We start from the raw sequence: 14382 nt of genomic DNA, 5'->3' as shown, positions 1-14382 counted from the left end.
GCGGCCGAGCGGAAAATCGCTGGCCTGGCGTCGGCCTCCAGGAGAGGATCTGCGGCGTGGAACCCGAGGCGGCGCCCCGCTCTGCCGGGCCGCTTCGCCTGATCGCCGCGAACCGGCCGTTCCGCCTGCTGTGGAGCGCCCGGGCCGTGTCCTTCCTCGGCGACTCGCTCAGCCTGGTCGCCCTCATGCTGTACGTCGCGGACACCACTGGCCAGGCCCTGGCGGTCGCCCTGCTGCTGCTGGTCGGCGACTTCGCGCCCGCCCTGCTCGGCCCGCTGACCGGCGCGGTCAGCGACCGGTTCGACCGCAAGCGGGTCATGGTGGCCAGCGAGCTGGTCCAGGGCGGCGTGCTGGTCGTGATCGCGCTCTGGCTGCCGTCGACACCGCTGTTGCTGGTCCTGGTAGGGGTACGGGCGATGGCGGGACAGATCTTCCAGCCGGCGTCCCGGGCCGCGGTGCCGGCCCTGGTCCGTGACCGCGACCTGCAGAGTGCCAACGCGGCGGTGGGCATCGGCACCAACGGCGGCGAAGCGCTCGGGCCCCTGCTCGCCGCGCTGCTGCTGCCCGTCCTGGGCATCCGCGGCGTTCTTCTCCTCGACGCGGCCACCTTCCTCGTCTCGGCAGCGCTGCTCACGTTCCTCCCCGCGACGCGCCGGCGTCCACCTGAGCACGACCGGCCGGAATCCCTGCCGGCCGCCGCTGCGGCGGGGCTGCGCCACATCGCGTCGAGCCGGGTGCTGCGCGCGATCGGCCTCGGCTACTTCGCCGTCGTGGCCTTCAACGGCATCGACGACGTCGCGCTGGTCTTCCTCGCCCGGGACACGCTGGGCGGCGCCGAGTCGGCGGTGGGCATGCTGCTCGCGGCGGTAGGGATAGGCCTGTTCCTCGGCTACGGGCTGCTGTCCCGGCCGGGGCGGCGGATGTCGATGATCCCGCTGCTGATCGCGGGCTTCGCCGTCAGCAGCGCCGGCAACCTGCTGACCGGACTCGCATGGGCCGTGGCGGCCGCATTCATCGTCCAGGTCGGCCGCGGGCTGGGCATAGCCGCCATGGACGTCGCCGCCGGCACGCTCATCCAGCGGACCGTGCCCGAGGACATGCTCGGGCGCGTCTTCGGAAGCCTCTACGGGGCCATCGGCGTCGCCGCCGCCCTCTCGTACGTCTGCGGCGGGCTGCTCCTCGACGTCACGACACCGCCCGTCGCCTTCCTCGTCGCGGGCACCGGCGGGCTCGTCGCCACGCTGGCCACGGCGCTGTCGCTCCGGCGCGCGGACTCCCCCTGACAGCGGAGGACAATGTTGCGCGGGCGGCCGGGACCGGACGTCACGTACACCTCCGGAGGCGACCTTGAGTTCCGACCACCACGACCGCCCGAACCTCCCGCCTCCGCGCGTGATCGAGGTCAGTGACCGCGTGTACGGCTATGTTCAGCCGGACGGAAGCTGGTGGATCAACAACACCGGATTCCTCGTCGGCCGGCGCGGCGTCGCGAGCATCGACTCATGCTCGACCGAACGCCGGACCCGTGACTACCTCGCCGCGATCGGCGGCGTGTCGAGCCTGCCGATCCGTACGCTCGTCAACACCCACCACCACGGCGACCACACGTTCGGCAACCATCTGTTCGCCTCGGCCACGGTGGTCGGGCACGAGCGCACCCGGCAGAACGCGCTCGCCTTCGGGATGCCGTTCTCAGAGCCGATCTGGGAGCACGTCGAATGGGGCGAGGTCGTGCTCGAGCCGCCGTTCCTCACCTTCGCCGACTCCGTCACCCTGTACGTCGACGACCTGCGGGTCGAGGTGCGTCACGTGGGCGTCCCCGCGCACACGGACAACGACAGCCTGGTGTGGATCCCCGACCGCAAGGTGCTGTTCTCGGGTGACCTGCTCTTCAACGGCGGGACGCCGTTCGTGTTGATGGGATCGGTCACCGGGGCGCTCGAGGCGCTCGAGCAGGTTCGCGGGCTCGGCGCCGAGACCATCGTCCCCGGCCACGGCGACATCGCCGGACCCGAGATCATCGACGAGGTCGCGCGCTACCTGACCTTCGTCCTGCGCCTCGCCGAGGAGGGCCGCGCCGCCGGGCTGACCCCGCTGGAGCTGACCCGGGAGGCCGACCTCGGCGAGTTCGCCCACCTCAGCGACGGTGAACGTACCGTCGGCAACCTGCACCGCGCCTACGCCGAACTCGGCGGCCTGGAACGCGGCGGAGAGGTCGACCTCTTCACCGCGCTCACCGACATGGTGGCCTACAACGGCGGCCGGCCGCTGAGGTGTCTCGCCTGAGGTGTCTCGCCTGAGCGGCCTCAGCCGATCCGGTCGGCGGGCTCCGCCGGCACGAGCTCACCGTTCCCCCGCGCTCGCGCGTACCGCGGTACGGCCGGAACGATGAGCGGTGTCGCCGTGACGGGGTCGGGGACCACGATCGCCTCGAGGCCGAACACGTCGTGGACCCGCCGGTCGGTGACGACGTCCGCGGGATCGCCGTGCGCGACGATACGGCCGTCCCGCATCATGATCAGGTGGTCGGCGTAGCGCGCCGCCTGGTTGAGGTCGTGCAGCACGGCGACGATGGTGCGGCCGAGGTCGTGGTTGAGCCGGCGCAACAGGTCGAGGACCTCGATCTGGTGGGCGATGTCCAGATACGTGGTGGGCTCGTCGAGCAGGAGCGTGCGGGTGTCCTGGGCGATCGTCATGGCGATCCAGGCGCGCTGCCGCTGGCCACCGGACAGTTCGTCAACGTGCCGATCGGCCAGGTCGGTGATGCCGGTCTGGTGAAGCGCCTCGGTGACCCGTGCCTCGTCCTCCGCCGACCACTGGCGCCACCAGCGCTGGTGCGGCTGCCGTCCCCGGGCCACCAGATCGAACACCGTCATGCCCTCGGGCGCCGTCGGCGTCTGCGCCAGCACACCGATCTGCTGCGCCACCCACCGGGTGGGCCGGTGATGCAGGTCCTCGCCGTCCAGCAGCACCAGGCCACGCGCCGGCTTGAGCAGGCGGCCAAGCGCCCGGAGCAGGGTCGACTTGCCACAGGCGTTCGGCCCGACGATCACGGTCACCCGCCCCGGCGGTAATTGCAGGTCCAGGTCGGTGACGACGGTGTGCTCGGCGTAGCCGAGCGTCAAACCCTCGGCTCCCAGGTGAGCGGTCGACGTCGATTCCGTTCGTACGACGTCTGTTCGCACGGTCATGTCTGTTCGCACGGTCATGATGGCCTCTCGGCTCGGGCTCGGATGAGCAGCCACATCAGGTAGGGGGCGCCGATCATGGCGGTGATCACGCCCACGGGGAGCTGAATGGGGGCGAGAGCGACCCTCGCCACGATGTCGGCCACGACGACGATCACCGCTCCGGCCAGTCCCGCGCTCAGCAGCGGGATGTGCGCGTCGCGCGTCAGCCGGGCGGCCACCTGCGGCGCCACGAGCGCGACGAAGTTCACCGACCCCGCCGCGCCGGTCGCGACCGAGGCCAGTACGACCCCGAGCGCGGCGAGCCCGAGCCGCTGCCGGTCGAGCCGGTTGCCGAGCGCAACGGCGGTGGAGTCATCGAGCGACAGCCCCCGTTGCGCGCGCGAGGCCCACAGCAGGCAGGGTACGGCCGCCAGCAGGACCACCAAGACCGGTTTCACCTCGTCCCAGCCGCGGCCCTTGAGGCTGCCGGTCAGCCACACCTTGGCGTGCAGCGCCTGGAAGATGTCGGCTCCGATGAGGAACAGGTGGGTCAGGGAACCGAGCGCGATGCTGATGCCGATGCCGATCAGTACGAAGCGCTGCGCGTGCAGCCCGCGTCGCCACGCGACGACGTACACGAAGGCGGCGGTGAGCATGCCGCCGGTCACCGAGACCAGCGGGATGGCGAACGGGGACGATATGGCGCCGAAGACCAGCAGGCCGACGGTGAGCGCCGCCGCGCCCTGCGAGACGCCTATGACATCCGGGCTGGCCAGCGGGTTCCGCCCGACCGTCTGGATCAGCGCGCCGGCGACACCGAACGCGAACCCCACCACCACGCCGACGGCGGCTCGGGGCAGCCGCAGCAGTTCTATGGTGAGCCGGTCGGGGCTGGGGTGGCCGAACGCCACCTTCAGCACCTCCACCGGCGACAGCGTCCGCTCCCCGACGCAGATCGCCGCGACGACCGCCACGGCGAGCACGAGCGTGAGCGCGGCGGCGACCAGGGCGGACCGCCTGTGCAGCAGCACCGAGAGCGTGCCGCGGCGGACGAGGGCCCGGCCCGGGGGCCGCAGCCCATCCGGCGCTTTGACCGCCGTGTGCGTCATCCCGCCACCACCCTTCGGCTGCGCACCAGGAGGATCAGGGCGGGTACGCCGATCAGCGCGGTCATCGCGCCCGCGGGGACCTCCTCAGGTGGGAAGATCACCCGTCCCATGACGTCGGCGACCAGCACCAGGCTCGATCCGAGCAGCGCGGACAGGCACAGGACCCACCGGTGGCCGGCACCGACGAGCAGCCGGGCGAGATGGGGCGCGGCCAGCCCGGCGAAGGCCACCGGCCCGGCGGCCGAGACCGCCACCGCCGTCAGCAGCGTCGCGCCGAGCGCACCGAGCACGCGGATGAGCGCGACCCGCTGGCCCAGCCCGTGCGCGGTGTCCTCCCCCAGCGCCAGCGCGTCCATCCCTCTGGCCACGCCGAACACCAGGAGCGCCCCGGCGGCCAGGAAGGGAAGCATCTGCGCGGCCATCTCCAGTGACCGCCCCCCGAGCGCCCCCACCTGCCAGAACCTGAACTGGTCGAGGGTCGCGGCGTTCGTCGTGAGCACCGCGCTGGTGACCGAGGCCATCAGCGCCGAGAACGCGGCACCCGCCAGCGCGAGCTTGACGGGGCTGACCCCGGAGCGACCGCGGCCCGCGATGGCGTACACGATGACCACGGCGAGGACCGCGCCCGCGAACGCGAACCACACGTACTGCTCCAGGCTGGACACGCCGAACACCGAGATCGCGACGACGACCGCCATCGCGGCGCCCTGGCTCACGCCGAGGATGCCGGGATCGGCGAGCGGATTGCGGGTGACGCCCTGCATCACGGTCCCGGCGAGGCCCAGCGCCGCGCCCACCGCCAGCCCCACGACCGTGCGAGGCATCCGCAGGGTACGTACGACCACCGCGTCGTCGGAGTGCCCGCCGTGCAGGAGCGTGTCGACGACCGTCAGCGGGCTGATCGCCCGGCTGCCGACGGCGAGGCTCAGCAGGACGGCGAGGAGCAGGAGTGCCGCTCCGCCGATCAGCCACCCGGCGCGGCGGGCACCGGCGCGGCTCACCGGGCGGGCGGCCCGCTCAAGCGCGGGTGGCTGCGGCGATGTCATTGAGCACCACTCGGGCTGCGATGGGTCCGGCGTTGTAGTACCACGGGTCCTCGTCGACCTGGACGGCGTTGCCCGCGTGCACGGCTCTCAGCCGTTGCCACAGTTCGCCGGCCTGTATCGTCTGGGCACCGGTCCTGATATTGCGGCGGCCCGCCGCCGAGTAGAAGATCCAGGTCGCGTCCACCTTGTTCACCTGCTCGTCGCTGAGATCACGCGACATCATCGAGAAGCGTTGTGACGCCGGCCGGGCGAGCCCTATGTCCGCCACGATGCTGCCGGGAAAAGAGGAGCTGCCGAACATGCGGCTCCGGCCGGGCGCGAAGCGCACTATCGACACGGTCGCGTCGTCGCCGACGCGTCGTGCCAGCGCCGCGGCGTCCCGCTGGAAAGCGGCCACCATGGCGGTCGCCTGCTGATGGCGCCCGAGCGCCGCGCCGATGATGAGCAGATCTCGTTTCCAGTGGTCGCCGGTGCCCTGTGCGACGACGGTCGGGGCGATCCGGGAGAGCTTGGGGTACAGCTCGGCGAGCATGTTGTTCATGAGAATCAGGTCGGGCCGCGCGGCGATCACCGCCTCGAGGTTGGGCTCGAACCGGGTTCCGAGGTTCACCATGCCCGCGAGCGCGCCGCTGTGCTGCGGGAACGCCCTGGCGAGGTAGACCGGCACCAGTTCGGACCGGATCGCCATCGTGGCGGCCACCGGCACCACGCCCAGGGCCAGGACCCCGTCGAGCTGCCCGGAGCTCAACGCCACGATGCGCTTCGGCGCGGCGGGGATCTCCGTCCGGCCGAGGAAGTGGGTCACCGTGCGAGGGAACACGCCTTCGCCCTGAGCCGACCCCATCGCCCCCGGCGCCGAGGTGGAAGTGCCGGCGCAACCGGCGATGAGAACGGCCAATGCCGTCGCCTGAATGGCGTGGGTGAAGCGCGATAAAGGCATGGTGCGTCTCCCGTTGGGCTCCTATGTGAAGTCGGGCTCGTTTCTCCGCCACCTACCGCGGCACGGCCATGAACCGCTCGCGGTGAAGAGGCCGCGGAGTGCCGGCCCGGCTTTCCCCGACGTACCGGCAATGATCACTTAATGGCGAACCGCCGTGGACGTCACACTTCACATGCCACACAGGTCACGAACGCAAACTCATGCACCGTTACTTGTACTCAATAACAGCCGGCCGTGGCGTTCCGCCCGGGGGGGTCCCGATGACGGCACCCCCTCTGACCCGCGAAGATGCTCACCATGTCGCTATGGTCCCGGTTCGACTGAATTTCGCCATTGACGAGTCCTGCCGCAGGCTCGAACGAGCCCTTCCCGGTGTCCACTCGGAACCTTTAACCCTGCTAACGATCTCACCGGCCTCCCTTCTCTCGCGCATGGGCCGAGCCGGCGGCTCGGGCCACCGCCCCACGGCCGACCGGCCCCCGGCCGCCGGCGCGCGCCGCGCCACCACCGGGAGGCGCGCACGCCGAGTCGCGCACCGGGTCACCATGTCCCCTGACCTCCAGAAAACAGTTGTCAATAGCGAAAAACAAATGCGCTTAAAGCGGAAAAGGTTGACAAGTGGAGTTGAAAAATGCCGACCAAGTGCGCCGACAGCGAAATGTGCTGGCGGCGTAAACCGGTGGAACCCAAGGTGGGGAAGGCTAACGTCATGGTGAATCCAGGCTGCGGCCGTCCCATCCACCTGAGGCAGGTAATACGATGAAGAGGCTCCACCCTCTGACCGACCCCGACCCGAATGTCCTCAGCGCGGACCCGTACGCTTCGGCCATCGACCCGTCGATCGCGTCCCAGGGCGAGCAGGTGTTCCAGCGGCTGCTGCGCAAGCGCATCATCGTCCTCGGCCAGGAGGTCGATGACGACATCGCCGCCAGAATCTGCGGCGAGCTATTGCTGCTGTCGGCCGAAGATCAGAAGCGCGACATCCACCTGTACATCAACTCGCCCGGCGGTTCGGTGACGGCCGGTATGGCCATCTACGACATCATGCAGTTCGTCCCGAACGACGTCGCGACGCTCTCCATGGGCTTCACCGCCTCGATGGGGCAGTTCCTGCTGTGCGCCGGCGCCCCGGGCAAGCGCTATGCCCTGCCGCACGCGCGGATCCTGATGCACCAGCCGTCCGGCGGTATCGGCGGCTCGGCCTCCGACATCAAGATCCAGGCAGAGCAGATGCTGTTCACCAAGCACATCATGCAGGAGCGCATCGCCCACCACACCGGCCAGCCGGTGGAGCGCATCGAGGCCGACTCCGACCGCGACCGCTGGTACACGGCGGAGGAGGCCAGGGACTACGGTTTCATTGACCACGTTGTGCGCACCGCCGCGCAGGTTCCCGCCGAAGCCCCGTCCGCCGCTACCCGAACCGAGGGGCAATGACCACTCAGCCGATCGACAGCCGCTACATCCTTCCGTCCTTCGTCGAGCGGACGTCGTACGGGATCAAGGAGATGAACCCGTACAACAAGCTCTTCGAGGAACGGATCATCTTCCTCGGAGTCCAGATCGACGACACGTCCGCCAACGACGTGATGGCCCAACTGCTGACGCTGGAGTCGATCGACCCGGACCGTGGCATCAGCATCTACATCAACTCGCCGGGCGGCTCGTTCACCGCCATGACGGCGATCTACGACACGATGCAGTTCGTCAAGCCCGACATCCAGACGGTGTGCATCGGCCAGGCCGCGTCGGCCGCGGCCGTACTGCTCGCCGCCGGGAGCCCGGGCAAGCGGGCGGCGTTGCCGAGCGCGCGGATCCTGATCGACCAGCCGGCCGTCGAGGGCGGCCGTGGCACGGGCAGCGATCTGGAGATCCAGGCACGCGAGATCATGCGGATCCGGGAACAGATGGAGGAGATCCTGGCGCGGCACAGTGGCAAGAGCGCCGAGGAGGTCAGCCGGGACATCGAACGCGACAAGATCCTCACTGCCGAGGAGGCCAAGGCCTACGGTCTCATCGACGACGTCTACGCGAGCACGAAGCGGCGCACCGTCCCGGCCTGAGAGCACGCCGCCCGTCCGCCTACGGCTGCAGACCGCAGGCGGCGCCGTTGAGGGTGAAGAGGCCCGGTGCCGGGTTGGCTCCGCCCGAGGTGATCGCGTTGAACCCCACCCGCACGGTGGCACCCGGCATGATCTTGGCGTTGTAGGTCTCGTTGCGGGCGGTCACGACGGCTCCGGCCTGCGTGACCTTGCCCATCCACGCCTCGCGGACCTTCTGGTCGCCGACGAACGCGAAGCGCAGCGCCCAGCCGTCGACCGGGGTGCCGCCGGTGTTGGTGACCTCCACCTGCGCGGTGAAGCCGCCGCCGCCGGACCAGGTGCCGTAGTCGGAGTACCGTACCCGGCAGGCGCCCGGCCGCCGGTCGGCACCGTCGCCCTGGTCGGCGAGGAACGACGCCGCCCAGGCCAGTGCCGAGTTCCAGTTGATCGCCACTTCGTTCGTCGCGTACGAGTCGATGTGGTCGACGTAGCAGAACTGCGGCCGGCATCCGGCCAGGAGCTCCGCGGCGTACGGGTCGTTCAGGCCGGCGTTGGCTCCCCCGGCGAGGGAGCCGACCGGCGGCTCCGGCAGCGAGGGGTCGAGGTCGTGGGCGTACATCCGGCTGTGCTGGTGCCGTGAGCTCTTCTCGCCCCACCCTGTGACGTAGGACTGGTTCAGCGCGTTGCGCCCGAAGACGTAGTCCATCCCGCGCAGGGCGCCGTCTCGGTAGACGGGGTCACCGGTCAGGTCGTAGGCGGTGGCGATCACGACCACGTTGTTGATGATGTTGCTGTTGGAGCCCCAGAAGTACGACCCGGCGCCGCCCGGCAGCGGCAGCCCGTACGCCTGACCGCGCGCCGTCCGCAGGTGGGCGTCGGCTGCGGTGACGACCGACCGGCGCACGCGCTGCCGGTCGTCCGCGGGCAGTCCGCTCGGAACGGTCGCCAGATCGAGGCGGCCGAGGGCGGCGGTGCTCGGCCAGCCGAAGCCGGTGGCCGCGAAGACCTCGCCGGTGTGGTGCGGCGACCCGCTGAGGTCGGTGAGGTAACGGCTCTCGCCGGTCGTGAGGTACAGCTCGGCCGCGGCCCAGTAGAACTCGTCGGAGACATCGCCATCGGAGTACGCGCCGCCGCCGTTCCCGTCCGACTCCGACGCGTACATCGCGGGGTGCGCCTTGGCGGCGAGGTAGGCCGTCCTCGCCGAGGTCAGGCACCGGCGGGCGAACGCCGCGTCGTAGGGCGCGAAGACGCGAGCGCACTGGGCCGCGGTCGCGGCGAGGTTGAGCGTCGCCGCGGTGCTCGCCGGGTGCAGTTCGCGTGGCTCCGGATCCTCGTGCGGCGCCATCGGCAGTCCGGTCCAGTTCCGGTCGTGGATCTTGTGGTGCGCCATTCCGGCGAGCGGCTCACCCGCCGGGACCTGCATGCGGAGCAGGAACTCCATGCTCCATCGGGCCTCGTCGAGCACGTCGGGGACATCGTTGCCCCGCTCGGGCACGCGCAGCGACCCGTCGCGGAGCGCCGTGCCGAAGTCGCCGCTGACGGCCGTCTTGACCCGCTCCGCGATGTTGAGGAGCTGGTACGTGGCGATGCCGCCGTTGACGACGTACTTGCCGTGGTCGCCGGCGTCGTACCAGCCGCCGCGCACGTCCAGCCGGTGGTCGCACACGCCCTGCTGGCACGGCACGTCCGTGTCACCGGTGTTCGGCGGCACGCCGACGTGGCCCGCCGGCCGCGCGTACTCCTCCCCCGCCAGGCCGCCGTCGATGGCGATCCCGCTGCGCTGGATGTAGAAGAACCGCAGTGAGTCCGAGCGCAGCCGCTCGTACAGGCCGGCGGAGATGTCGAAGGGGTGGCTGGTCTCGCCGTCCGCCACGAGCGTGTACCCCGTGCCCGTCCGCTTCAGCGCGCCGAAGTCGATCGTGTGCACGTTCTGCCCCGACGCCTCGTCGACCCCTCGCGGCGTGGACCGGCCCGAGGCGGCGACCTCGCCGGCCGTGTCCTTGACCTGCCAGTCGAGCGGCTCCGTGGCGCTGGTGACGACCGTCGCGTCCTTGGGACCGCCGGGCAGGTAGCCGACCTGGTTGACGCGCACCCTCGGCCCGGTGTCCGGCGTGTACGGCGGCTGCTCGACGCCGCCGGTGAGCGACACGTCGTCCAGGCAGAAGGTGTACGGCTCGGCCGGCCCGCCGAGCTGGAAGGCGAGCTGCGCCTGGTCGGTGTCGGCGTGCCCCTTGAAGGAGAACGAGAACGCCCGGCGCTCCGCCGTGAGCGCGACGCGCTGGTCGGTCGCGGTCGTGTACGGCGGGTCGGCGAGCTGCACGGCGACCCGGATCGAGACGGGTGCGCTCGCCGTCGCCCGGAAGGACAGGGTGTAGTCCGAACCGGCGACGAGCGGCAGGTTCTGCAGCACGCCGGCGTCCCAGAGGTTCGCCAGGCCGCCCGGCACGACCGAGCACAGCTCGCCGCCGGTCACCCCGGTCGACGTGGTGCCGTACGAGGTCCACGCCGTCGTGCCCTGGGAGAAGTCCCCGTTGCGCACCTGTTCCGGCGGGTCCGGCTCGGCCGAGGCGAGGGCCGTCGTCGACATCGTGAGCGCCATCGCCGCCATAGCCGCGAGCGGCACTCTCAGAGCCCGGTAGACCTGCCACGTCATGGGTGTCCTCCGCGGGGTGGGCGGCACGTCCCGTCACGGTGGCACAGGCTTCGGCACAAGTCCATGGGAGCGCTCCCAGATTCCTGAAAGCCCGAGGTCGGCGCATGACTCGCTTTTCACGGGACCCTCCCAGTGGGCGCGGACGTGTCAGAAGGCATGCAAAAGCCTCCGGACGCACGCCGGAACCCGCCTGCCGCTCGCCCGCGTCACCGACCTCCTGGCCGGTTTCGCCTGGTGTCCCTGACCGCCGTTTCAGCCGCCCAGGCCCAGGGCGCGCTTGGCGGCGGTGATGGTGGGAGCGGCGATCTCGGTCGCCCGCTCCGCACCCCGCCGCAGCACCGCGTCCACCTCACCGGCGTTGGCGGCCAGGTCGGCGTACCGCTTCTGCAAGGGCGTGAGCAGGGCGACCACGGCGTCGACGACGTCCCGCTTCAGCGAGCCGTAGGACGCGTACCGCTGTGCCAGCGCGTTCAGGTCGGTCTCACCGGTGCAGCCGCCGAGGATGTCGAGCAGGTTGGCGACACCGGGCTGCGCCTGGACGTCGTGCCGTACGTGCGTGCCCGAGTCCGTGACCGCCCGCATCACCTTGCGGCGCACGACGTCGGGCGGGTCGAGCAGCCGGATCGCGCCAGGCGCGTCGTCAGGGTCCTCCTTGCTCATCTTGCGGGTCGGGTCCTGCAGGTCCATGACCCGGGCGGCCACCGGCGCCGGTGTCATCTCCGGCACCACGAGCACCGGGCCGTACAGCTGGTTGAAGCGCACCGCGAGGTCACGGGCCAGTTCCAGGTGCTGGCGCTGGTCGTCTCCGACCGGGACCTCGGTCGCGCGGTAGGCCAGGATGTCGGCCGCCATCAGGACGGGATAGGTGAACAGCGAGACCCGCGTCTGCGGCCGGTCGCGGCCCTTCTCCTTGTACTGGATCATCCGGCCCAGTTCACCGACGTACGCCGTGCACTCCAGCAGGTAGGAGAGTTCGGCGTGCGCAGGGACGTCACCCTGTCGGAACAGCACGCACACGGACGGGTCGAGCCCGGCCGCCAGGTAGAGCGTCGCGGCCTCCCGGGTCAGCGCGCGCAGCCTGGCCGGGTCGTGATCGACGGTGAGGGCGTGCAGGTCGACGACCGAGAACAGGCATCGAACCTCATGCTGTACGTCGACGAACCGGCACAGAGCACCCAGGTAGTTCCCCAGGGTCAGGCGTCCGGTGGGCTTGATACCGGAGACGACGAGGCGTTCCGCCTCAGTGCGCTGATCCTCGGTCCGCTGATCCTCGGTTCGCTGAGCCTCGGTGGGCTGGGCCGGCTCGGTGGGCTGGGTCATGGCTCGCTCCTCGGGTACGGACGCACCGCCCGACGGGATCGGCCCACGCGAAACGGCCGCCCTCGCCGGAGCGGCCGTCAACGTCAGTCTGCTGTGCGCACGTCGGTGGGACCGCCCTCAGGCGGCCCACCAGAGCTGTGGTGAACCCGTACGCACATTTCCACGATATCGCCTCACCTTCGGCGCCGCGCACCCGCCGCAGCCTGGCCACCTCGCCGTCCACACGGCCGCTGCAGTTCGGAATCGGTCCGTGAATCGGCCGGGCGTTTCCGCGGAAACGCCTCCAGCGATGCGGCCTCGTCCGTCAGCACCCCTCGATACGATTCGAACATAGGTTCTATGACTGGAGAGTGGCCGGTGATGACGATGCTCAATCCGATCAAGCACGAGGCGGTCGTGGCGGCCGAGCGCCTGGAGGCCGAGATCTGCGAATTGGCAGGTCATCTCGCGGCGGCGACATGTCGCTTCTTATTACTTCTGGCGGAGTTCGACCGTCGTGAGGCGTGGGGTGGCTGGGGCATCCGCTCGTGCGCGCAGTGGTTGTCCTGGAAGTGCGGCATCAGCCCGGCGACCGCTCGTGAGCAGGTACGCGTGGCGCGTGCCCTCGAGGAGTTGCCGGTCACCACGGAAGCGTTCTCATCCGGTCGGCTGTCGTACTCGAAGGTCCGTGCGCTCACCCGGGTCGCGACATCCGACAACGAGGCGGCACTGGTCGAGACCGCCCTGGTCACCACCGCCGCGCAGCTCGAACGGATCGTCGTCGGCATGCGCAACGCCACCCGCGACGACGTCGCCGAACGCCACGCCCGCCGAAAGGTCACCTGGCGCCACGACGACGACGGCTCGTTCGTCATGTCGATCCGCCTCGACCCCGAGGAGGGCGCGGTCGCCCTGGCGGCCCTGCGCGCCGCCCAAAGTTCCGGCTCCGATTCCAGCTCTGGCTCGGCCGCCGGCTCCCGCTCGGCCTCTGGCACTGACTCGGACTCTCCCTCTGTTTCCGGCTCTGGGAAGGCGTCCCCCCAGGCCGTCGACACAGACAACGTTTCCACGGAAACGCCTTCCATCGTCAAGGGTGAGCCCCTCGCGCTTCCGGACGCCCTCACCGCCATCTTCACCGCCTACGTCAGCGGGAAGGTGCGCGACGCGAGCGATCCGGAGGCATTCCAGGTCATCATCCACACCGACGCCGAGACCATGGCCGCCGAGAGCCACCCCGCACCGGCCACACCGCCCGGCGGCTCCGCACCACAGAAGCGCCCCACGCCCAGGACGGCACCCGCGCCGGAGAAGGCCCCCACCCGGGAGGGAAACGCCACGCGAACAAGGACCTCCACATCGGACGGCGACCCCACACTGGACAGCAACCATGCGCCGGACAGCCACCTCACTCCGGACGGCAACCTCGCTCCGGACGGCAACCTCATACCGGACAGCGGCCTCGCTCCGGACAGCGGCCTCGTACCGGAAGACGACACTGGCGCACCCGGCGGCCACCTCGACGACGGGCCCGCCCTGCATCCCGACACCGCACGACGGCTCGCCTGTGACTCCACCACGGTCACACTGATCCACCGGGCCGACGGCAGCCTCCTCGACGCGGGGCGCAGAACCCGCCGGATCGGAGTACGACTCCGTCGCGCCCTACGCACCCGCGACCAGGGGCGATGCCGCTTCCCCGGGTGCCAGAGACGAGCGCACCTGCACGCTCACCATGTCGTGCACTGGAGCCGGGGAGGCCCGACCAACCTGGACAATCTCACCTCGCTGTGCACCGCCCACCATTGGCTCGTACACGAAGGCGGCTTCCGCATGTGGCTCACCCTGGACGGCGAACTGCGCTTCGCGACGCCGGCCGGAGTCCCCATCCCGGCCGTACCGGTCCCAGAAGCAGTCACCGGCGACATCCAAGATCAGCATCTGGCCGTCATCACGCCCGACACCACCGTGCCCGCCTGGGACGGCACCCCACTCGACCTCGCCAACGCCGTTCTAGCCCACCTGCAACCGGCTCGCCCTGTCGCCCGGGTCGCCTGAGCCCGCGGGTGGCGCGCCCGGACGGAGACGGACGGCGGTGAACTGTGCGCCATCCCACCGGAACCCGC

The 14382-nt window shown here is 70.5% G+C and carries 11 protein-coding genes; 5 read left to right on the top strand and 6 right to left on the bottom strand.

Annotated elements, in window-relative coordinates:
* Positions 1–56: 56 nt before the first annotated feature.
* Together HKK74_RS25860 and HKK74_RS25855 are read left to right on the top strand one after the other, a co-directional pair.
* Positions 57–1283 carry an MFS transporter gene (locus HKK74_RS25860; protein WP_222722733.1) on the top strand — a complete coding sequence of 409 codons (1227 nt, stop codon included), beginning with the start codon at positions 57–59 and terminating at the stop codon, positions 1281–1283.
* A gap of 64 nt (positions 1284–1347) precedes the next feature.
* The gene (locus HKK74_RS25855; RefSeq protein ID WP_187245947.1) at positions 1348–2286 is read left to right on the top strand and encodes an MBL fold metallo-hydrolase; all 939 of its coding nucleotides are present in this window, start codon (positions 1348–1350) and stop codon (positions 2284–2286) included.
* A 20-nt stretch (positions 2287–2306) separates the two neighbouring features.
* Here HKK74_RS25855 and HKK74_RS25850 read toward each other — a convergent pair whose 3' ends face one another.
* The 4 genes from HKK74_RS25850 to HKK74_RS25835 are packed head-to-tail and all read right to left on the bottom strand — an operon-like array spanning position 2307 to position 6265.
* Entirely contained in the window at positions 2307–3209 is a 903-nt protein-coding gene (locus tag HKK74_RS25850) for an ABC transporter ATP-binding protein (protein WP_281398017.1), read from the bottom strand.
* The gene (locus HKK74_RS25845; protein WP_187245946.1) at positions 3206–4279 is read right to left on the bottom strand and encodes a FecCD family ABC transporter permease; all 1074 of its coding nucleotides are present in this window, start codon (positions 4277–4279) and stop codon (positions 3206–3208) included. The genes HKK74_RS25850 and HKK74_RS25845 overlap by 4 nt, the downstream gene beginning before the upstream one ends.
* Positions 4276–5325 carry a FecCD family ABC transporter permease gene (locus tag HKK74_RS25840; RefSeq protein ID WP_187245945.1) on the bottom strand — a complete coding sequence of 350 codons (1050 nt, stop codon included), beginning with the start codon at positions 5323–5325 and terminating at the stop codon, positions 4276–4278. Before HKK74_RS25840 ends, HKK74_RS25845 begins: the two co-directional genes overlap by 4 nt.
* Positions 5297–6265, bottom strand: a complete 969-nt coding sequence (locus HKK74_RS25835; RefSeq protein WP_187245944.1) for an ABC transporter substrate-binding protein — start codon at positions 6263–6265, stop codon at positions 5297–5299. The genes HKK74_RS25840 and HKK74_RS25835 overlap by 29 nt, the downstream gene beginning before the upstream one ends.
* 759 nt (positions 6266–7024) lie before the next feature.
* Between HKK74_RS25835 and HKK74_RS25830 the strand changes: the two genes are divergently transcribed.
* Positions 7025–7702, top strand: a complete 678-nt coding sequence (locus HKK74_RS25830; RefSeq protein ID WP_187245943.1) for an ATP-dependent Clp protease proteolytic subunit — start codon at positions 7025–7027, stop codon at positions 7700–7702.
* Positions 7699–8328, top strand: a complete 630-nt coding sequence (locus tag HKK74_RS25825; protein WP_187245942.1) for an ATP-dependent Clp protease proteolytic subunit — start codon at positions 7699–7701, stop codon at positions 8326–8328. Before HKK74_RS25830 ends, HKK74_RS25825 begins: the two co-directional genes overlap by 4 nt.
* 19 nt (positions 8329–8347) lie before the next feature.
* Here HKK74_RS25825 and HKK74_RS25820 read toward each other — a convergent pair whose 3' ends face one another.
* Both HKK74_RS25820 and trpS read right to left on the bottom strand, forming a co-directional pair.
* Positions 8348–10960: a glycoside hydrolase family 9 protein gene (locus tag HKK74_RS25820; protein ID WP_187245941.1), complete on the bottom strand. Its 2613-nt coding sequence runs from the start codon at positions 10958–10960 to the stop codon at positions 8348–8350.
* 252 nt (positions 10961–11212) lie between these two features.
* Positions 11213–12280, bottom strand: coding sequence for a tryptophan--tRNA ligase (gene trpS / locus HKK74_RS25815; RefSeq protein ID WP_187245940.1), 1068 nt, complete (start codon positions 12278–12280; stop codon positions 11213–11215).
* Positions 12281–12619: 339 nt separating this feature from the next.
* On the opposite strand from trpS, the gene HKK74_RS25810 reads away from it, so the two are divergent.
* The gene (locus HKK74_RS25810) at positions 12620–14314 is read left to right on the top strand and encodes an HNH endonuclease (RefSeq protein ID WP_187245939.1); all 1695 of its coding nucleotides are present in this window, start codon (positions 12620–12622) and stop codon (positions 14312–14314) included.
* Positions 14315–14382 lie beyond the last annotated feature (68 nt).

Source organism: Actinomadura alba, assembly GCF_014323705.1.
GTDB classification, from domain to species: domain Bacteria; phylum Actinomycetota; class Actinomycetes; order Streptosporangiales; family Streptosporangiaceae; genus Actinomadura_C; species Actinomadura_C alba.
This window is presented reverse-complemented; position numbering and strand designations above follow the sequence as displayed.